The sequence below is a fragment of the Sporacetigenium mesophilum DSM 16796 genome, assembly GCF_059569055.1.
On record NZ_JCANUR010000001.1, the window covers coordinates 465089 to 486469 of the forward strand.

Below are 21381 nucleotides of genomic sequence, written 5' to 3' on the forward strand. Positions count from 1 at the left end.
TTAAGTTATGAACCTATCCTCTCCAGATTACAAGGAGGGGTTTTTTTATGTTATTAATGGAGTGTAGCAATATTAAAAAGTATTTCGGTGATAGATTAATATTAGATATAGATAAATTTAAAATATATTCTAAAGATAGAATAGGTATTGTAGGTGTAAATGGAGTAGGTAAAACAACTTTTATTAATATTCTTACTCAAAGACTAGTACCTGATGAAGGATGGGTTAAGCTATATGGAAGGTACTCATATATATCTCAACTTGAAGAGCCTGAAAATAAAAGTATAGATATTGAAATTGCTTCTAAATTTGGCGTTGATAGTACTTGGAATGAGAATATGAGTGGTGGAGAAAAAACTAGATTTAAACTAGCTTATGGTGTATGCAGGAATAGTGAAATTATATTTGCAGATGAGCCAACTAGTAATTTAGATATTGATGGTATTGAGCTAATTGAAAAAAGATTTGAAGAATACAAAGGTGCATTAGTTTTAATATCCCATGATAGAAGTTTTTTAGATAAGCTATGTAATAAAATTGTTGAGATAGAAAATGGAGGTATAAAAATTTATAATGGAAATTATAGTGACTATAGTGCTCAAAAGAAAAATGAAATAGAAAGAGCTCAATTTGAGTACGATGAATATATGAAAGAAAAAAAGCGACTACAAGAAGTTGCTGTTAATACAAAACAAAAATCAAATAATATAAAAAGAACTCCTAAAAGAATGGGAAATTCAGAGGCAAGACTTCACAAAATGGGTGGACAAAAATCTAAGGCAAAACTTGATAATGCAGTTAAAAACATAGAATCAAGAATACAGCATCTTGAGGTTAAAGAAAAACCTAAGGAAAAAGAAAATATTAAATTAGATATTACAAAGGTAAATAAAATTCACAGTAAAATAATTATAGAAGGTAGAAAAATAAATAAGATATTTGATAAAAAAATTATATTTAAAGATGCTGAGTTTGAGATTTATAATAATTCTAAAATAGCACTTATAGGTCCTAATGGGTGTGGTAAAAGTACCTTGATCAAAATGATAATGAATAATGACGAATCTATAAAAATTGCTCAAGGAGCAAAGATAGGTTACTTTAGTCAAGAGATGAATATTTTAGATGAAAACAAATCTATTATAGAAAATGTTATGGAAAACAGTATATACAATGAAACATTTGCAAGAATACTATTAGCTAACTTGTTGTTTAAAAAAGATGATATTTATAAACATGTAAGTGTATTAAGTGGAGGAGAACGTGTTAAGGTTTCATTTGCAAAAATATTATTACAGGATATAAATCTTCTTATATTAGATGAACCAACTAATTATATAGATATAAACTCACTTGAGGTAATAGAGGAAGCACTTAGAGAATATGATAGAACACTATTGTTTGTATCACATGATAGAAAATTTGTAGATTTCATCGCAGACCATATAATGATCATAGAAAATAATAAAATAAAGATATTCAAAGGAACTTACAAGGAATATTTAGATAGTAAAAGTAAGCCTTTTGATAACAATAAAGATGAGATTGAAAAACAGATTATTGTACTACAAAATCGACTGTCACAAATAATAGGGAAACTATCTATGCCATCGAAAAAAGATAATGTAGCAGAATTAGACAAGAAATATTATGAATTACTAAGTGAAATAAAGAAATTAAAGGAAAGTCTTTAACTAGATAAATGAGTATAAAATTTATAAAAAACAGCTATATTTTATTAAGTGTAGCTGTTTTTTAGTATATAATAATATTGAGTTAATTTAATAGGATATTAAGAGCTATCTAGGAGGAATATATGAGACTTAATAAGGACGATTTTTTTAAAAAATATAAAATTAGTGAAGAGGATTTGATAGAGAACAATATAAATTGGGAAGACCTAAATGAAATCTATATTGATTACAATAATTATAAAACAAGTTATGAAACACAAGCAGATTTAATAGCTAATATTCTAAGAGGCAACAAACATGTACACTCAGTTAAAACTAGAGCTAAGAATCCTGAGCACTTAATAGAAAAAATTATTAGAAAAACCCAAGATAGAAGAGAAAAGTATGGAGAAGATTTTAAATTTACAGTTGATAATTATAGAGATGAAATTACTGATTTATTAGGTATAAGGGTAATACATATATTCAAAGAAGACTGGGAAAAGCTACATGATTTCATTACTAGAATGTGGCAAGTTAATGAAATTGTTGCAAATGTTAGAGAAGGTGACAATACTAAAAAGTTTGAAGAATTAGGCATAACAGTAAGGTCTAGAATATCTGGATATAGATCAGTTCACTATATAATTGAATCTTATCCTACAAGTCAAAAGATAATTGCAGAAATTCAAGTTAGAACTATATTTGAAGAAGGATATGGAGAAATTGACCATCAATTAAGATATTCTCATGATGAAATACCAGAAGTTCTTCAGTTAAACTTGTTATTATTAAATAGAATTGCAGGTAGCTCAGATGAAATGGCCTCATTGATAAATATGATTAACAAAAGTTTTGAAGATATAAAAGGTGACTATGAAGAAAAGCTAAATGACAAAGATAATCAAATCCTGAAATTAAAAGAAAAGATAAAAAGTAGTGAAGATATAAATAAAGACGACTTACTAATAACCATAGATAATATTATAAAAAAATAAAAAATAAGGTATAAATATAAAAGGCTACAGATAATCTGTAGCCTAAAATTTTACTTTGCCATACCAAACATTGCTCCAGATATATAAGGTATTAGCCAAATAAGCCATACAATAATACTGAACTTATGGAAATTAATCTTAGCTTCTTGATTGTTTTTCACTAAAACAACTGTAGCCCATACTGCATGGAAAAGCATAAGTACAATTGCTAGAAACCCAGTTATACCGTGAAAGTTAAATTCAAATCCTCCAGTTGCAATTTCACCCATTAGCAGTGTTCCTACTGTATCAAATATTAAGCCAATCCAAAATACTACTAAATGCCACTTTTTTAGCTGACCCTGTAATTTTTCACTCCATACCCCGACAGTATAGAATACAAGTGCTAAAGTAATAGAAACTATTGCATAAATTAACATAACATAACCCTCCTAATTAAAATGCTAATGAACATTGTTCATTGCGATGTATTTTTAAATCATATCTTCATAAAGTTCAAAATTTGAACATTAATAAGATATGATTTAATTAAGTAATTCCTTTAAAATAACCTCAAAGGAAGAATATTTAAAAACAGGCATTTGAATAATTGTTATAAAGTTAAGGACAATGAATTCTGCTGTTTCGTAGGAACTCAAATTGTTTTTTACTTTATTATCTTTTATAAGAATATCTTCTATGAGAAGTACGAACTTATCTATATACATAGTCTGCTTTTGTAGTCCATGTTTTACATAATCAGAGTTATCATAAAGTTCTGGTTTAAGCCATACTTCTTTAAATGTTCTTATAAAAATACTTAAGTCATCAAATATTAATTTAAGCTTATGGTAGAATTCATTATCTGAGTTAACTATATCTTGAGTTTTGTTAATGTATCCATGCCAATAATCAGTCATCATCTCAATAACTAAATCTTTTTTTGTAGGATAATAGTTATATATTGTGCCAAGAGCTATATCACAAGCTTTTGAAACATTTCTCATCGTTAACTTCATGTATCCTTCAGTATATAGAATTTCTTTAGCTTTACTTAATATAAGCTGTTGTGGGTTTTCAATTATTCTTGCCAACCAAAACGCCTCCTAAAATTACTTCAAATGAACCATGTTCATTTTATAGCATATAATAGTTTTTGTCAATACAACTTTGAAATAATACGAAGAAAGATAATATTGACATCTCAAAAACAATATAATACATTTAAAGAAATAACAGCGGTTAGATGTATATCACAATAAAATATTAAAAGGGGGATTTTTTGTGAACTTAATAAAGCCAAAAGGATTAAAAAAGGGAGATAAAGTTGTAACTGTGAGTTTATCATGGGGTGGAGCAGGAGATAGCGATATATTATGGCGTTATGAACAAGGAAAAAAACGTCTTGAAGAAGAATTTGGATTAGAAGTAGTTGAAATGCCAAATACACTAAAAGGATCAGAATACATATATAACAATCCTCAAAAAAGAGCTGAGGACTTAATGGAAGCCTTTAAAGATGAATCAATTAAGGGGATTTTTTCATGTATTGGAGGATATGAAAGTGCTAGAATATTACCTTACATAGATTTTGATGTAATTAGAAATAACCCAAAGGTTTTTATAGGTTATTCAGATACTACTGTTACACATATGATATGTCTAAAAGCTGGAATTTCTAGTTTTTATGGACCTTCAATACTAGCTGAATTTGCTGAAAATATTAATATGTTTGACTACACAAAACATTGGGTCCACAAAGCATTATTTAATGATTCACCAATAGGAGTTATTGATCCATCAGATATATGGACTAGTGAGTTTTTACCATGGGACGAAAAAAATAAAGATACAAAAAGAAAAACAAATACAAACACAGGATATGAACTATTACAAGGAAAAGGAGTAGTAATAGGTAGATTAATTGGTGGATGTATGGAAGTACTTGAAATGTTAAAGGGCACAGAGATTTGGCCAAATGAAGAAATGTGGAATAACTCAATAATATTCTTTGAAACATCTGAAGATAAACCAGATCCAAAGTATTTTGAATACTGGCTTAGAAATTATGGCTCTCAAGGTATTTTAAATAAAGCAAATGGAATTATTTTTGGAAAGCCATATGATAATATGTATTATGAAGAATATAAAAAAGCTATTTTAAAAGTAGTAAGAGATGAACTAAAACTAAGTGATCTACCTATTCTTTATAATATGAATTTTGGTCATACTGCTCCTATGATGACTATACCTTATGGAGCAATGGCTGAAATTGACTGTAACAAGCTTAATTTTAGTATTATGGAATCAGGGGTAATTTAATAAACACAAAACCAGGGGGATATTTATATGATTAAGGATGAAAAAAATAATTATAATCTGTGCTATGAAACTTTACGTACAGAATTTGAAAAATACGACCCAGAAGAGGTTGCTAGGAGAAGTGGGGCTTACTATGATTCTCAAAAAAAACAACTTACTTTAATTTATTTTAATAGAGAATATTTAATTTCCTATCCAGAGGGAACTGTAACTCTAAAGGATGCTGCTGAAGAAAGTTCTTTAAAACATGAAAATAGAAAAATAATTGATAAAACAACAATTCTAAGTTATCTTTACAGATGTACTAATAGTGGATTGAAAAATAAATGGGTGCCATTTAGAGAGTTAGATGGGGTTGGTTATGTTTATAATGGTTTTGCACTTCAGGGAATAAATAAGCTAGTAAAATTTTTTGGAAATGAAGGAGATCTTCTTTTAAAAGCTGGTATTAGACTAGGTGGAAAAGAGATACCTTTTGGAGATGTTGCCATAGAAATTAATGTACTGCCAAATGTTCCGATGAGATTTATATTGTGGTTGGCAGATGAAGAGTTTGAAGCTACTGCTTCTATTCTTTATGACAGCTCAGCTCCAAAGGAACTTCATGTAGAAGATTTAGCTGGTCTATGCTTTATGTCAGTAGATGAAATAATTGCAGCTGCCCGTAAAGAAAAATAAATCGTGATATTATTTGAAGGGGGATTTTATGGAATCGATATTTGATAACAAAAACAATTTTGTTGAGTTCAAATATATATATGATAGAAGTTTTATAGAAGAAGTTAAACTACTTTTTTTAGAATACGCCCAATCACTGAATGTAGATCTCTCTTTTCAAAACTATGAAGAAGAGTTTAAGGAACTACCAGGGAAATATGGACCACTTCAAGGAGCTTTAATATTAGTATTAGTCAATGGCAAAGGAGTAGGGTGTATAGCCCTTCGAAAGATTTCTGAAGATATATGCGAAATGAAAAGGCTATATGTTAAAGATGATTTTAAAGGCCTAGGAATTGGAATAAAACTTATTACTATGATAATTGAGGAAGCTAGGAGATTGAAGTACAGTTATATAAGACTTGATACTCTGCCAACTATGAAAAAGGCACAAGATTTATATACGTCATTAGGATTTTATGATATTGAGCCATATACGTATAATCCAATTAAAGGAACAAGATTTATGGAGTATAAATTATAAAAAATTAACCATATGGGGGTAAGGTAAATGGAAACTAAGTATGTTGTTATGATTCAATGTGATATAGCTAAGAGAAGATGTAGTGGGGCTGCATGCACAAACTCATTTTACAATAGAGAAGGTGAGTTTGAAGGATACGAAGATAGTATAAGATACATAGCATTTACTTGTGGGGGATGTTGTGGCAAAGATGTATCATCACACTTATCGCACCTTAATAGAATATTGTTATCAAAGAACAATATTAAAAAAGAAGAGGTTGTAATACATTTGTCTTCATGTATGACAACTGACAATTACCACTACGATAGATGTCCACATATAGATTATATAAAAGACATAATAAGAAAAAGAGGATTTGAAAATGTAGTAGAAGGTACATATGTAAGTGCTAGAGCAGAAGTAAAAAGGGAAGACGGCAAATATAGACAACACAAACAATCTAATTTGTAAAAATAATGTTAAATATTAAGACCCCGACGGAACGGCAAGTGACGTAGGGGTCTTTTCACACTATTTGTAAAGAAAATACATCCAAAAGAATATATAAATATAGAATATATTTCTAGGAGAGATATTATGAAAATATGTATAAATGCAGGCCATACTTTAACTGGGCCAGGTAGTGGAGCAATAGGTATTAAAAATGAAAGTATAGAAACTAGGAAGGTAGCAAGGGAAGTCATTAGGCTTTTAAAAGATAAATGTTACGAAGTAGTAGATGCAACTGTAAATTGTGCAAATACAAAAGAAGAATATCTTAGGAAAAGTGTTGAAATAGGAAATGAGTGTAATTGTGATTTGTATGTAAGTATACACTTTAATGCATTAGACAAAAAGACTTGTGGAACTGAAGTACTTGTTTATAGCATGGATTCTGAAGTTGCAAATATAGCTAACAGCATATGCGAAAATATAAGTAAATTAGGTTTTAGAAATAGGGGAGTCAAGGAAAGGCCTGGATTATATATTTTAAGAAATACAAAGATGCCATCGTTAATCATTGAGTGCTGTTTTATAGATAATTGTTATGATATGAGCATTTACAATGTATATACTATGGCATGTGCTATAGTTAAAGGAATAACTAGTTAAAAAATATAAACAACATAAATAATCTAACCTGTAAATAAACTATAATATATTATTATATATAGGGAGAAAAATATATGAGAAATTTGAACAAGTACATTGTGTTATTTTTTTTATCGTCATTAATAATTACTATGTTTATAGGTTGTACTAAAAAAGATCCAAAAGGCACTTTCGATATAGAACAGTTTACAAATGAAATGAAAGCAAAAAATTATGATTTTGAAGTTCAAGATGTAGAAAACGTAGATGATTTCCTTTCTAAAACGAAAAAGAGAATGGTAATTGGAAAAGATGCACTAGAAATTTATTTATACAATAACAATGAAAAAATGGAAGATGATGCAAAGAACATAAATATGAATGGGTTTGGGTATAGCGATGGAAATAAGTCAATGGTTATTGATTGGATTTCATATCCCCATTTTTATAAAAAAGGAAATATTATTGTTTTATATGTCGGAGAAAATGAAAAAATTATATCTGATTTAAATGATATAATGGGAGATCAGTTTATAGGAGATAAATAATAAAAGCCTAACTATATAGTTAGGCTTTTATAAATTTTCAACTACTAAACTTGAGCAACGGACCTGTTTTTCAAGGTCGTTGGCGACATGAGCGTAGCGAATTTTAGGCTTATAACTCGCTTATAAATTCAAGAACAGCTTCTTTCTTAGTAGCCCATGAAGTAATTAATCTAATAGCAGAGTGGTTATCATCAACTTTTTCCCAAACATAAAATTTAAACTTTTGTTGCAATTTTTCTATTTGCTTATTTTCTAAAATAGGGAATATTTGATTACTTGGAGAATCAACTAAGAACCTACAATTAGCTTTCTTTAAACCTTCTCTTAAAATATCTGCCATTTCATTAGCATGATTTGCTAATTCAAAGAAAAGATTATCAGTAAATAACTCTTCAAATTGTATTCCTAAAAGTCTTCCTTTAGCAAGTATTGATCCCTTTTGTTTCATATTGTATCTAAAGCAATCTCTAAGATTATCATTTTTTATTACTAATGCTTCTCCAATAAGTGCCCCATTTTTAGTTCCACCTATATAAAACGCATCTGTAAACTCACACATATCAGCTAATGTTACATCTGCTTCTTTAACACAAAGGGCAGAACCTAATCTTGCACCATCTGCAAATAATATAAGGTTATTGGCCTTACAGAATTCACTTAAGTTTTTAAGTTCATCTTTAGTATATATTGTACCTAATTCTGTTGAGTTAGAAATATACACAAGCTTTGGCTTTACAGTGTTTTCATCAACATAAGTGTTTAATACTTCTTGTACTTTCTCTATTGTTATCTTTCCATCATTTGAATTTACTGTAAGAACTTTATGCCCAGTGTTTTCAATTGCACCAGCTTCGTTAACTTCAATATGTCCTGTGTTTACAGATATACAAGCTTCATAAGGTCTTAAAAAGCCACTGATAGCTATTAAGTTTGTTTGAGTTCCTCCAGATATAAAGTGAACATCAACATTATCATTTCCTATTGCTTTTTTTATTTTAGATATTGCATTTTGAGTATGAGAGTCACTTCCATAACCTTCTTCTTGAACCATATTTGATTCTACTAAAGCATTTAAAATCCTTGGATGTGCCCCTTCACTATAATCGTTTTTAAAACTATACATTATGTAATCCCCCTTTAAAATTTAATCTATGGTAAAAGTATATAACAAATTTAGATAAAAGTGGAAAATAACCTCTAAAAAATATCTAATCATTTAAGATTTATTTAAGGTTTCATATATAAAATAGTCACATGAAAGTGATATAGAAATTTTAATTAAATGGTTAAATAAGGAGGACGTATAATGCATAAGAAATCTAGATATTTAAAGCTATTGTCAGTACTTATGTGTACTACATTATTGTCTGCCTGTAGTGAAAATTCTAAAATGCAGACTGAATTATCTACAGAGGTTGCAGCAAGTATTATTGGTAATAAATCTATAAAAGATACTATAAGTGAATTGGTACAATACGATAAGGATGACTATTATAGCAATTGGAAAAATGAAAATCCAAATTACATTACACTTAACAAAACTACTGCAAGTCTAAAGGGCTCTGGGGCAAAGATTGAAGGAAGTAAAATTACAATAGATTCAGCTGGAGTTTATGCAATAAGTGGCAAATTAGATAATGGTCAAATAATTGTAGATGTTCAAAATAAGGGAACTGTTAGACTTGTATTAAATGGGGCTGAAATAAATAGTTCAGACAATGCACCTATTTATGTAAAGAACGCAGAAAAGACAATTATTTCTCTAGAAGAAGGTACAGAAAACACAATAATAGATGGGGAAAACTATGTTTTAGATGATTCATCAAGTGATGAGCCAAATGCAGCGATTTTCAGTAAGAACAACCTAACAATAAATGGAACGGGTAAACTAACAGTTAGAGGAAATTACAATAATGGTATAACAAGTAAAGATGATTTGAAAATCACTGATGGAAACATTCAAATTTATTCAACTGATGATGGTTTATTAGGGCGAGATATAATATCAGTTAAAGTTGGTACCATAAATATCGAATCTGGTGGAGATGGATTGAAAGCAACAAATGATAGTGATGATACCAAAGGAATTGTAGCTATTGAAGATGGAAAAATTAACATAAAAGCTAAAGCAGATGGAATTCAAGGGGAAAAAGCAGTGCTTATAAATAAAGGTTCATTAAATATTACTTGTGGTGGTGGAAGTGTAAATGGAACTAAAAAAGCAGAAGCTATGAAAGGTCCATTTGGTAATAGAGATAATAATGTAAATACAGAAACTGATGCAAATACAGAAGCCACTGTAAATACAGAAGAAGAATCACAAAGCGCAAAGGCAATTGAATCATCTTTAGACATAGGAATTGGTGGAGGTACATTAAATATTGATTCTGCTGATGATTCTATACATGCTAACAACAGTGTTACAGTATTAGGTGGTAACATTAACATTACTTCTGGGGATGATGGTATTCATGCAGACTCAAATATATTAGTAAAAGGTGGAAAAATAAACATAACAAAAAGCTATGAAGGTATAGAAAGTGCTGTAGTAACAATTTCAGATGGCGAAATACATGTTATATCGAATGATGACGGAATAAATATTGCTGGAGGAGCTGATGAATCTTCAACAAATGGACGTCCAGGACAAAATAATTTTGATGCTTCTGAAAATAATAAACTTAATATAAATGGTGGATATATTTCTGATAATTCAAATGGAGATGGATTAGATTCAAATGGATCAATATATATGACTAAAGGAACGGTAGTGCAAGTGGCCCAACTTCAAATGGCAATGGTGCCCTAGACTATAATGGAGCATTTGAAATGACTGGTGGATTACTTGTATCTGCTGGAAGTGCTGGAATGGTTCAAGGACCTTCAGATACATCAACTCAATACTCAATTGTAATGAATTATCCAAATATACAATCTGCAGGAACTATTGCAAGTCTTCAAGACAGCAAAGGCAACACTATAGCAACATTTGCAACTACTAAGGATTATCAGGCTTTAGTTATTAGTTCACCAGAACTTAAAAAAGGTAATACTTATACACTTTACTCAGGAGGTAAGTCAACAGGAGCAAAAACTGATGGACTTTATACTAATGTAAAATATGAAGGTGGAACAAAAGTTGTAGATTTTACTGTTTCAAACTCAGTAACTTGGCTTAATGAATTAGGAGTAACTACTGCTAAAAGCTCTAATCAAGGACCTGGTTTTAAAGGACATCCAGAAGGGCCAAGAAATCCAGAAGATGGTCAAAGACCAGAACCAGGAGAAAAAAAAGATTTTCAATAAAGCATCTAAACAGAATCTAAAAAATATAAGCCTAACCGTTATGTTATTTTTTTCTCAAGTTTGTGTTATACTGGTAATACGTCTATAACTTCACAGACAAATAAATATTTAAAGAAAAAAGGGGGATTTAACTTGGCTAAAATTGTAATTAAAAGTGAAATCTTAGAAATGATGCTTTATATTTGGGATTCAGTACATCAAAAAGAAAAGATAGCAGATTCATTTTTTATTGGACTAGCTGATCAAACGGATATGAAATATCTATATGATGAAGATTTTACAAAGGACTCTGTAAGAAAGGTACTTTCAGCAATATCTAACAGAGAACTTCTAAATAAACCGACAAAACAAGAAAGTAGATTCTGGAATAAAAATATGTGGATGCTTGAAGATTTGGGATTTACAAATATGATGATAGAACCAGTAAAGCATCTTAATTTAGACGATATGAAAGATAAATTAAGTAAGGAAGAATATGAGGTAATATTTATTCCAGGGCATATGGATGAATATTATATTGATGAAAATAAATTAATAATCAATTTCTTTAACATTACAGTAGATATGTTTGGGGAAGGCCCAGTAACAATATCAGGTAAACCATTTAAGGAATATATAGAAGAAAAGCTTCTTAGTATATAAAGTATACATAATAAAAAAGATTACCTAAGTAGTCATAAGATTATATAGGTAATCTTTTTATTTATTATAATTTAATCTATAGGACGTAGCTCAATACTAAATGTTGTACTATCAAATACAGTACTTTTAGCTGATATTTTCCAACCGTGTTGTTCAATTATTGCCTTAGCAATTGATAGGCCTAGCCCATGCCCTCCACTATTTCTAGAACGAGACTTATCAACACGATAAAATCTGTCAAATATTTTATCTAAGTGTTCTTTAGAAATTCCCTTTCCAGTATTAGTAACTGATAAAATAATATTGTTGTTTTGTTTTTTCAAAGTAACATTTACTTTTCCATTAGAATTTGTATATTTTAGGGCATTATCTAAAAGTATCATTATTACTTGTTTAATTTGTTCCTTATTGCCATGTACTAATAAATTGGGCTCAATATCATAATCTAATAATATATTATTTTCAAATATAACAGCTTCCATTGTTAAAATTACGTTTTCAATTGTTTCACTTAAATCAAAATCAGAAAATAACATCTTTACATTCGAAGAATCAATTTGTGTAAGATAAAGTAAATCATTTGTAAGTTTTGTCATTCTTTCAACTTCAGACTTAATATAATAAAGCCATTTTGACTTATTTTCATTTAAAAGAACATCTACATTTGTATTAATAACAGCAAGAGGTGTTTTAAGTTCATGCGATGCATCTTCAATAAATTGCTTTTGTTTATCAAATGCTTCTTTAATTGGTTTTATAGCCTTATTAGCAAAGAATCTACTTATAAAGAAAATAATAATTAACATAAATAATGCTACAATTAAAAATGTATAAATTAAATTTGTAAGTATATTTTGTCTTGAAGTTATATCCAAAAATACTATCCTGTATCCATTCACATATTGTTCTTTAATAAATGCCCAGTTATAATCACCTAATTTAAATTTTCCTGTGTTACTACTTTTAGACAGTGCAATATCTTTAGCACTTTCATAAAATTCATTGTCCATATCAAATACAGAAAAAGAGCTTATTATACTACCTTCAGTATCAGTTATTAAACTAAAAGAAACTGACCTTTCTTTAGGAAAATTATTAGCGGGGCTATGTGGTAAATCCTTGGGATTTAGATTTGGCCTTTTATCAAATCCTGATAATTTATTCAATTCCATATCTATATCTCTTTGTACATTATTATATGTAATTAAATATATAGATGAAAAGGCAGCAAGCATCATCACAGAAATTATGACCAAATTAAGAATTAGAAATTTATTTCTAAGTTGTTTAAACATTTAATTTCTTACCTCCAGAATATATCCTACCCCTCGAATAGTACTTATTCCTACATTGGAGCTTAAGAACTTAAGCTTTTTTCTTAAAAAAGAAACATACACTTCTACATGGTTGTGTTCAACATCAGAATCAAATCCCCAAAGTTTTTCAATTATTAATTCTTTAGAAGTAACAATATTTTTTCTAGAAATAAGAAGTTCTAAAAGTTCACTTTCCTTTAATATTAGCTTAATATCTTTATTTTCTTTAGATAGCTTTAGAGTTGAAGTATCTAATTCAATATCCCCAAATTTTAAAGTGTTATCAGGTAATATTTCATCTTTTCTTCTTGATAAAGCTCTTATTCTTGCAAGTAATTCTTCTGTTGCAAATGGCTTTGGGAGATAGTCATCTGCACCACTATCAAGTCCGACAACTTTATCAGAAATTTCTCCTTTAGCTGTAAGCATTATAACTGGAGTTTTTATTCCTTCCTTTCTTATTTGCTTAAGTATACTTATACCGTCCAATTTAGGAAGCATAATATCCAATATTATCAAGTCATAAATATCACTTAAAGCATTATCAAGTCCAGATTCTCCATCGTTAACTGTATCAACTGTATAATTATTTTTTCTAAGTATTTGAGTTAATGCTTCTGCTAAATGAAGCTCATCTTCTACTAATAATATTCTCAAAATAAAAACCTCCAATTTATTTTAACTTCCATTTGAGCGACAGACCTGGTCTTCAATGCCGCTTAAGACATGAGCGTAGCGAATTTTATTCATTATTATACCATATCAAACCTTAAACAAACCTTAAATAAACCTTAAGTGAAAAATATAAAACTATTTAAGGTTTGTTTAAGGTTTACTTTGTAGAATTGTACTCAGAAAGGGGTGATAGTATGGCAATTGAAGTTTTTAACAGACATGAAACTAAGTTTTTAATTGATAAAGATACATATGACTCTATTCAAAATGATCTTATGAGATATATGGAGTTTGATGACTATAACAAGGAACATGGATTTTATACAATAAGCAATATTTACTTTGATACAGATGATGATTATTTAATAAGAACCTCTTTATCTAAACCAACATATAAAGAAAAACTTAGAATAAGGTCTTATGGGGTTCCAGATATTGATGACAAGGTGTATTTGGAGATAAAGAAAAAGTTCAACGGTATTGTAAACAAAAGAAGAACAAAATTAAAGCTAAATGAAGCTTACGATTTTATAAAAACAGGTACAAAACCTGATATTAAAAAGTACATGAATAAGCAGGTAATGAATGAAATTGAGTATATTTTAAAAATCTATGATCTCAGTCCTAAAGTATATTTAGCTTATGACAGAAAGGCACTGTTTTCTAAAAAAAACAAAGATCTTAGAATAACATTTGATACAAATATAAGAACAAGAAGATATGATTTAAACCTTGAAATGGGGGACTATGGAGAAAGTTTATTAGAAAGTAATAAGTACCTTATGGAAGTTAAAGCAGAAAAGAATATTCCAATATGGCTTTCAAAGCTGCTTTCAGAATACAAAATATACAAAACAAGTTTTTCAAAATACGGCAATGAATATAAAAAGATGTTATCAAGTGAAAGAAATATGAAAGGAGAAAAAACAGTATGTTACAATCAATATTCAACTCAACATCAGTTGATACAACAATATCTTTAACAAATGCAATATTAACAATGGTAATATCATTTATTTCAGGAGGGTTAATAAGTTTTACTTATATGAAAACATGTAATAAAAAAGGATATTCTCAAAACTTTTCCTTAACCCTGATTCTTATTCCTATAGTCGTTGCAATAATTGTGTTATTAATAGGAAGTAATATTGCAAGAGCATTCAGTTTAGCCGGTGCATTTTCAATAATTAAATTTAGAAGCGAGCCGGGAGATCCAAAGGATATATCCTACATTCTATTTACAATGGCAGCAGGCCTTGCTTGTGGAGTTGGAGCTTTTGGATATGCAATTTTATTTACAATGTTCCTTTGTTTATTAATGTTTACTCTAAATTTACTTAATTTTGGTTCAAAGAAAACATCACAAAAATTACTTAAAGTAACTATACCAGAAGATTTAAACTACGAAGACGCTTTTGACGATGTATTTGAAAAATTTACAAATAGTTATGACCTTATAAAGGTTAAAACTACTGATTTAGGTAGTCTTTATCAACTTGTTTATACAGTGTCAATGGATAATAATACAAGTCAAAAAGAATTTTTAGATGATCTAAGATGTAGAAATGGCAACTTAAATATTACATTATCTATGCATGCTGACAAATTAGAGTATTAATGGAGGATAATAAAATGATTGAGAATGGAAAAATGAAAAAAATATTAGCTATAGCCATTGTAGCAGTAGCCATACTAACAACAGTTATATATAAAGCTTATAATGGAAAATCAATATCTACATCTAATACAACAAATAAAACATCAGCAAATTACGAATCAATATTTAAAAAAGATAAGGTAATAGATATTAAAGTTGAAATTTCAGAAAAGGATTTAAAGGGTATACTTGAAGATCCTATGGCAGAGGAATATAAAAGTGCAAAGGTTACGGTTAATGGTGTAACTGTAGAAAATGTAGGTTTTAGAACGAAAGGAAACCTTACTCTAAAATCTGTTGCAAATACTGACTCTAATCGTTATAGCTTTAGAATCAAGTTAGATGAATATGTAGAAGGTCAAAATCTTCTTGGACTAGATGAATTTGTTGTAAACAACATGTATTCAGACCCTTCATATATGCGTGAATATTTAAGTTATGAAGCTCTTAGAGAAATAGGGGCAGATGTACCAGAAGCAGTTTATACAAATCTATATATAAATGATGAACTTTATGGATTCTACCTTTGTGTTGAAGCTGTAGATGATAGTTTCTTAGAAAGAACATTTGGCAAAAACGATGGAAATTTGTATAAGCAAGAACAAGGTAGCACACTTAAATATGTAGAAGGTAGTAACTATGATAAAAGTGAATTAAAATCAGGAGATGATGATACAAAAAAAGATATTAAGAATTTAATAAGTACTTTGAATGAAATGCCAGATGGGAAAAAGGGAGATATTGAAAGTGTTCTAGATGTAAATAGTGCATTAAAATATATTGCAGCTAATACTGTTCTTGGCAATTATGATAGCTATAGTGGAAATCTTACACAAAATTACTATTTATATAGCCAAAACGGAAAATTTACTGTTATTCCTTGGGATTACAATATGTCACTGGGAGGATTTAGTGCAGGAGGAGATGCCACAACTATACCTATAGATGAACCAGTAATGGGAGTTAATATAGAAGATGTTCCGTTAATAGATAATTTATTGGAAGTAGAAGAGTATAAAACAAAATATCATGAGTATGTACAACAGCTTAATAGCTATCTTGAAAAATTTGAACCAAGAGTCACAGAACTTGCCAATATTATAAGACCGTACGTTGAGAAAGATCCTACGAAATTTTATACAATGGAACAGTTTGAAGAAAATATAAGATATTCAGATATTAATAATACAGACGAGGTATCAAGTGCTTCACAAAATCAAAAAAATAATGAAAAGCCGGAAGGAATGCTACCAGAAGTACCAAAAGGACAATTACCACCAGGTAAGCCTAATGGAGATAAAGGCATGATGGGCAGATCCATTATTAATTATGTGAGAGATAGAGTTGAGAATATTAAAAAACAGTTATCAGGAGAACTTCCTACAACCGGAAATATAACTATGAATAACAAAATGGGATTTAGAAGATAAGTTTTTGGAACTAGGTAATAGATAGAAAAATAATATTATAAGAAAGGGAAAATTATGATGAAAATAATAAACAAAAAAGTATATATTATAGTAGCTATTTTGGCAGTTGTATTGACTATAACTTTAGGTGCATATGCAAAATCAAAAGAAAATACTGTAGGTCGTGTAGGAGATGAGGTTATTACTAAGGATGAGTTATATGCATATTTAGTTAAGGAAAATGGACAAACAGCACTGAATTCATTAGTTGCTGAGAAAGTTATTGATTTAGAAGCTAAGAAAGAAAAAATTAATATTACTGATGAAGAGATAGAGAAAAAATTAAATGAGACTATTGATGAAAATGGAGGAGAAGAAACATTTAACCAAACACTAGAGTATTACGGGTACACAATGGATGATATAAAAAAGAATATTAAGCAAGATTTAATTGTTAGAAAACTACTTGGAACTAATATAAAAATAACAGAAGATGATATGAAAACTTATTTTGAAGAAAATAAGGAAAGCTTTAATGATGCTAAATATGAAGAAACTAAAGAAAAAATTAAAGATCTTATTTTTGAGGAAAAGTTACCAACTGAATACAATACGTGGATTGAAAATAAAATTACTGAATATGAAATAAAAACATCGTTATAAAATAGGCTAGCCATTTGGTTAGCCTGTTTTTTGTTAATCATACTATTTAGTGGATAAATTGGTAATAAATAATTGACAAATCTTACTGAACATGATAATCTTTATCAGTAGAGAATAATTATAAAATAAAAAAATATATATAAAGTAAGGTGAGATATTATGTTATTATCAAAAGCTAAGATAGGTCAAACAGTTAAAATTAAAAGCGTTGAAGGTAAAGAAAAAACTAAAAATTTCCTTTTTACATTAGGATGTTTTGAAGGCGAAGAAGTTACATTAATATCAAAACTTGCAGGTAACTTTGTAATTAACATTAAAGATAGTAGATATGCTATAGATGAAGGTATGGCAAAATCTATTGTAATAGAGCAATAAGTATATTATTAATATGCTATGAATTTAGCATATTTTTATTTAAAGTTTCATTGAGAATGATTATTACTACATATTGAATTTATAAATTAATTTAGGAGGAAGTATTATGAAGATAGCTTTAGCTGGTAATCCTAACTGCGGGAAAACCACTCTGTACAATGCAATTACAGGTAAAACTGAAAACGTTGGTAACTGGGCGGGAGTTACTATAGAAAAGAAAGAATCAGATCTTAAGAAAAAGTATAATCCTAAGGGGCATAATGTTACAATAGTCGACCTTCCAGGTGCATACTCTATTTCACCATTTACTGGTGAAGAAAAAATAACTAGAGATTTTATTTTAGATGAAAAACCAGATGTAATAATAAATATTGTTGACGGAGCTAATATTAGCAGAAGTTTATTCTTTACAACTCAACTTTTAGAGTTAGGGATTCCGGTAGTTATTGCTCTTAATAAAAATGATATTATATCAAAAAGAGGAGATAAGGTAGATGGAGTTGCCTTAGGCAAAGAGCTAAACTGTAAGGTTATATCTACCACTGCTACATCAGAAGATGGTTTATTAAATTTAGTTAATGAAGCTATAAAATTAGGAAATGAAAAGAAAACTCAAATGTCTCCTATTTTTAGAGGGAATGATTCAGATATAGCAAGACAAAAATTCGTAGACGAAATTATAAAGAAGTGTCAAGTTAAGAAAAGAGATGCAAGCAAAGTTAACTTATCTGATAAAGTAGATATGATTGTAGCTCATAAATGGCTTGGACTACCAATATTTTTCCTAATAATGTGGGCAGTATTCTCATTTTCTATTAATGGTCTAGGAGGATATTTATCAGCATATTTTAATGATGTAGTATTTGGAGAAATAGTTCCTAATGCAGCAAATAGCTTCCTTGAAGGATTAGGAATTAACCCATTATTACAAGCTGTTATTGTAGACGGTGCAATAGGTGGAGTTGGAGCAGTTATAGGTTTCTTACCTTTAGTTATGGTATTATTCTTCTGTTTATCACTACTTGAAGATGGTGGATATATGGCAAGAGTTGCAGTATTAATGGATAGATTTTTCAAGAAGATTGGTCTTTCTGGTAAATCTATAATACCAATGATAGTAGGTTCTGGATGTGCAATCCCTGGGGTTATGTCAACAAGAACAATAGAAGATATAAATGAGAAGAGAATGACTACAATTCTTACTCCATTTGTACCTTGTGGTGCTAAACTTCCAATTATAGCTTTATTTACAGCGGTATTTTTCCCAGATAATGTATGGGTTGGACCTAGTGTATATATGCTTGCAATAGCAATGATTATAATTGGAGGACTTTTACTTAAAAAGTTATTTGTATGGGAGAGTACATCTCAATTTATAATGGAACTTCCTGAATATAAAATACCAAGTTTATCATATGCATTTTCTCAAATGATTGATAAAGCAAAAGGATTTATACGTAAAGCAACAACAATAATATTAGTATGTAATACTGTAATATGGTTTGCACAAGCATATAGCTGGACACTTTCTCCAGTAGAAGATCAAAGCTTAAGTATACTTGCTTCAGTTGGATCAGTTATAGCTCCAATATTAATTCCACTTGGATTTGTTGGATGGCAGCTAGCAGCTGCAGCAATAACAGGATTTATAGCTAAAGAAAATGTTGTTGCTACATTTGCAGTACTTTTAGCTGTAGCTTCAGAAGAAGCTCTACACTTACCTGGAGGAACTTTAACAGAATTCTTTACTCCAGTAACTGCATTTGCTTACCTTGCATTTAATTTATTTACACCACCATGCTTTGCAGCAATTGGAGCTATGAACTCAGAGATGGGATCTAAGAAGTGGTTATTTAGAGCTCTTGGTTTCCAATTTGGTTGTGGGTATATAGTAGCTATGTTAATAACTCAAATTGGTTCATTAATAGTATATAAAACACCAGCAGTAGGATTTGTTCCTGCAATAATAATACTTGCTATAACTGTAGTTTATATTGTTTTCACTATAAAAAAAGCGGATACTAAACTTGAAGTATTAGGAGTTGAAGTATAATGTTAGCAAATATAATAGTAGGATTAATTTTTGCAGCAATAATATTATCTGCATTAAAAAAAGTACGTAAAGACGTTAAAAACCAAACTTGCAGTGGTTGTGGTAGTAGTTGTTCTAGTAAAAGTAAATGTGGTAAAATTTAAATACTTGTATATGTATATGCAGACTATAGTCCTAGTTGGGAATTTAGTCTGCATTTTTATTATGTAAAGATATATAATTTAAATATAGATAAAATGCAAGGAGAAAATGTATATGATAGAACAAACTCCTAAATGGAAAAAGAATTTTTTTGCAATATGGACTGGGCAAGCGGTTTCACTTATTACTAGTGCAATATTACAAATGGCAATTATTTATTATCTTACAGAAAAAACTCAATCAGCAATGATATTGTCAATTGCTTCATTAGTTGGACTTCTACCATTTGCAGTCTTTGGGCCTTGGATTGGTGTGTTAGTTGATCGCCATGACAGAAAGAAGATTATGATTATCGCTGATTTAATTAATGCTATAGCAGGTTTAGCATTATTTATTATTGCCTTTTATACAGAACTTCCAATCTGGATGGTTATGGTTGTATTGTTTATCCGAAGTATAGGAACAGCGTTTCATTCTCCAGCATTAAGTGCAACAACACCTCTTTTGGTGCCAGAAGAATATTTAACAAAATGCGCTGGTTACACCCAGTCAATGCAGTCAATTAGTTATATTGTAAGTCCTGCTATTGCAGCTTTTTTATATTCAATTTGGGATTTAAATTTTATTATATTAATTGATGTATTAGGTGCTATAATTGCTTGTACAACAGTAGCCTTTATATATATTCCAAAATTAAAAATAGAGCAAAAACAATTAAAAAAGAATTTTATGAAAGAAATGAAAGATGGATTTTTTGCTTTGAAAGAAAACAAAGGTGTGTTCACTGTACTTTTAGTAGGAACCATATATATGCTTATATATATGCCAATGAATGTTCTCTTTCCACTTATAAGTACGAGTTATTTTAATGGAACGTCTGTACATGTTTCAATTGCGCAAATGTCTTTCTCCACTGGTATGCTTGTGGGGGGCATCTTATTAGGGCTAATAGGCGGACATAAGAAAAAGGTTTTTTTAATGTGTACATCAATTCTGATAGTGGGATTAAGCTTAACAATTTCGGGATTATTACCTTCAAAAGGTTTTATTGTATTCGCTATAAGTTGTGGTGTTATGGGACTTTCTGTTCCTTTTTACAGTGGTGCCCAAACAGCCCTTATTCAAGAAAAAATCAAAGTAGAATATTTAGGAAGGGTTTTTTCTCTTACAGGAGGTATAATGTCAATGGTAATTCCTATAGGCTTAATACCTTCTGGGTTTTTAGCAGACAAAATAGGTGTAAATTATTTGTTTGTTATATCAGGTATTTTAATTATAATCATTGCTATTATTTTTCCACTCATCCCGTCTATTAGAGAACTTGATCACAAATAAACTAAATAATAGAC

At 29.4% G+C, this 21381-nt stretch carries 24 protein-coding genes; 19 read left to right on the forward strand and 5 right to left on the reverse strand.

Features of this window, described 5'->3' with window-relative positions; all coding sequences use genetic code 11:
* Positions 1-47: 47 nt before the first annotated feature.
* Positions 48-1694: a ribosomal protection-like ABC-F family protein gene (gene abc-f / locus BS62_RS02310; RefSeq protein WP_496489622.1), complete on the forward strand. Its 1647-nt coding sequence runs from the start codon at positions 48-50 to the stop codon at positions 1692-1694.
* Between the two features lie 122 nt (positions 1695-1816).
* Positions 1817-2671 carry a RelA/SpoT domain-containing protein gene (locus BS62_RS02315; RefSeq protein ID WP_496489623.1) on the forward strand — a complete coding sequence of 285 codons (855 nt, stop codon included), beginning with the start codon at positions 1817-1819 and terminating at the stop codon, positions 2669-2671.
* Positions 2672-2721: 50 nt separating this feature from the next.
* Here BS62_RS02315 and BS62_RS02320 read toward each other — a convergent pair whose 3' ends face one another.
* Entirely contained in the window at positions 2722-3090 is a 369-nt protein-coding gene (locus tag BS62_RS02320; RefSeq protein WP_496489624.1) for an HsmA family protein, read from the reverse strand.
* Positions 3091-3195: 105 nt separating this feature from the next.
* Positions 3196-3744, reverse strand: a complete 549-nt coding sequence (locus BS62_RS02325; protein ID WP_496489625.1) for a TetR/AcrR family transcriptional regulator — start codon at positions 3742-3744, stop codon at positions 3196-3198.
* Positions 3745-3934: 190 nt separating this feature from the next.
* Between BS62_RS02325 and BS62_RS02330 the strand changes: the two genes are divergently transcribed.
* The 6 genes from BS62_RS02330 (at position 3935) to BS62_RS02355 (ending at position 7795) form a co-directional block, all read left to right on the forward strand.
* Positions 3935-4972, forward strand: a complete 1038-nt coding sequence (locus tag BS62_RS02330; protein WP_496489626.1) for a S66 family peptidase — start codon at positions 3935-3937, stop codon at positions 4970-4972.
* Positions 4973-4999: 27 nt separating this feature from the next.
* Positions 5000-5650, forward strand: a complete 651-nt coding sequence (locus BS62_RS02335) for a DUF3786 domain-containing protein (RefSeq protein ID WP_496489627.1) — start codon at positions 5000-5002, stop codon at positions 5648-5650.
* A gap of 28 nt (positions 5651-5678) precedes the next feature.
* Positions 5679-6173 (forward strand): GNAT family N-acetyltransferase, encoded by a 495-nt coding sequence (locus BS62_RS02340; protein WP_496489628.1) that lies wholly within the window; start codon positions 5679-5681, stop codon positions 6171-6173.
* Positions 6174-6200: 27 nt separating this feature from the next.
* Positions 6201-6626, forward strand: a complete 426-nt coding sequence (locus tag BS62_RS02345; protein ID WP_496489629.1) for a CGGC domain-containing protein — start codon at positions 6201-6203, stop codon at positions 6624-6626.
* Positions 6627-6752: 126 nt separating this feature from the next.
* Positions 6753-7268 carry an N-acetylmuramoyl-L-alanine amidase gene (locus tag BS62_RS02350; protein ID WP_496489630.1) on the forward strand — a complete coding sequence of 172 codons (516 nt, stop codon included), beginning with the start codon at positions 6753-6755 and terminating at the stop codon, positions 7266-7268.
* Positions 7269-7342: 74 nt separating this feature from the next.
* Positions 7343-7795: a hypothetical protein gene (locus BS62_RS02355; RefSeq protein WP_496489631.1), complete on the forward strand. Its 453-nt coding sequence runs from the start codon at positions 7343-7345 to the stop codon at positions 7793-7795.
* Positions 7796-7904: 109 nt separating this feature from the next.
* Here BS62_RS02355 and BS62_RS02360 read toward each other — a convergent pair whose 3' ends face one another.
* Positions 7905-8918, reverse strand: a complete 1014-nt coding sequence (locus tag BS62_RS02360; RefSeq protein ID WP_496489632.1) for a threonine aldolase family protein — start codon at positions 8916-8918, stop codon at positions 7905-7907.
* Positions 8919-9101: 183 nt separating this feature from the next.
* Between BS62_RS02360 and BS62_RS02365 the strand changes: the two genes are divergently transcribed.
* From BS62_RS02365 to BS62_RS02375, 3 genes are all read left to right on the forward strand, one after another.
* Positions 9102-10604, forward strand: coding sequence for a carbohydrate-binding domain-containing protein (locus BS62_RS02365; RefSeq protein WP_496489633.1), 1503 nt, complete (start codon positions 9102-9104; stop codon positions 10602-10604).
* A gap of 20 nt (positions 10605-10624) precedes the next feature.
* On the forward strand, positions 10625-11101 hold the full coding sequence (locus BS62_RS02370) for a hypothetical protein (protein ID WP_496489634.1): 477 nt from the start codon (positions 10625-10627) through the stop codon (positions 11099-11101).
* A 132-nt stretch (positions 11102-11233) separates the two neighbouring features.
* Positions 11234-11743 (forward strand): TDE2712 family protein, encoded by a 510-nt coding sequence (locus tag BS62_RS02375; RefSeq protein ID WP_496489635.1) that lies wholly within the window; start codon positions 11234-11236, stop codon positions 11741-11743.
* Positions 11744-11814: 71 nt separating this feature from the next.
* Here BS62_RS02375 and BS62_RS02380 read toward each other — a convergent pair whose 3' ends face one another.
* The gene (locus BS62_RS02380) at positions 11815-13038 is read right to left on the reverse strand and encodes a sensor histidine kinase (RefSeq protein ID WP_496489636.1); all 1224 of its coding nucleotides are present in this window, start codon (positions 13036-13038) and stop codon (positions 11815-11817) included.
* Positions 13039-13716, reverse strand: a complete 678-nt coding sequence (locus BS62_RS02385; RefSeq protein WP_496489637.1) for a response regulator transcription factor — start codon at positions 13714-13716, stop codon at positions 13039-13041.
* A gap of 212 nt (positions 13717-13928) precedes the next feature.
* On the opposite strand from BS62_RS02385, the gene BS62_RS02390 reads away from it, so the two are divergent.
* The 8 genes from BS62_RS02390 to BS62_RS02425 all read left to right on the forward strand — a co-directional run bounded on the left by BS62_RS02390 (position 13929) and on the right by BS62_RS02425 (position 21367).
* Positions 13929-14717, forward strand: a complete 789-nt coding sequence (locus BS62_RS02390; RefSeq protein ID WP_496489638.1) for a polyphosphate polymerase domain-containing protein — start codon at positions 13929-13931, stop codon at positions 14715-14717.
* Positions 14666-15352, forward strand: coding sequence for a DUF4956 domain-containing protein (locus tag BS62_RS02395; RefSeq protein WP_496489639.1), 687 nt, complete (start codon positions 14666-14668; stop codon positions 15350-15352). The genes BS62_RS02390 and BS62_RS02395 overlap by 52 nt, the downstream gene beginning before the upstream one ends.
* A gap of 14 nt (positions 15353-15366) precedes the next feature.
* Positions 15367-16821: a CotH kinase family protein gene (locus BS62_RS02400; RefSeq protein ID WP_496489640.1), complete on the forward strand. Its 1455-nt coding sequence runs from the start codon at positions 15367-15369 to the stop codon at positions 16819-16821.
* 54 nt (positions 16822-16875) lie between these two features.
* A complete protein-coding gene (locus BS62_RS02405; protein ID WP_496489641.1) occupies positions 16876-17463 on the forward strand; it encodes a SurA N-terminal domain-containing protein in 588 nt (195 codons plus the stop codon).
* A 159-nt stretch (positions 17464-17622) separates the two neighbouring features.
* Positions 17623-17838 carry a FeoA family protein gene (locus tag BS62_RS02410; protein ID WP_496489642.1) on the forward strand — a complete coding sequence of 72 codons (216 nt, stop codon included), beginning with the start codon at positions 17623-17625 and terminating at the stop codon, positions 17836-17838.
* A gap of 106 nt (positions 17839-17944) precedes the next feature.
* On the forward strand, positions 17945-19891 hold the full coding sequence (gene feoB, locus BS62_RS02415) for a ferrous iron transporter B (protein WP_496489643.1): 1947 nt from the start codon (positions 17945-17947) through the stop codon (positions 19889-19891).
* Positions 19891-20034 (forward strand): FeoB-associated Cys-rich membrane protein, encoded by a 144-nt coding sequence (locus BS62_RS02420; protein ID WP_496489644.1) that lies wholly within the window; start codon positions 19891-19893, stop codon positions 20032-20034. The genes feoB and BS62_RS02420 overlap by 1 nt, the downstream gene beginning before the upstream one ends.
* Positions 20035-20149: 115 nt before the next feature.
* Entirely contained in the window at positions 20150-21367 is a 1218-nt protein-coding gene (locus BS62_RS02425; RefSeq protein ID WP_496489798.1) for an MFS transporter, read from the forward strand.
* The last annotated feature ends 14 nt before the right edge of the window (positions 21368-21381 follow it).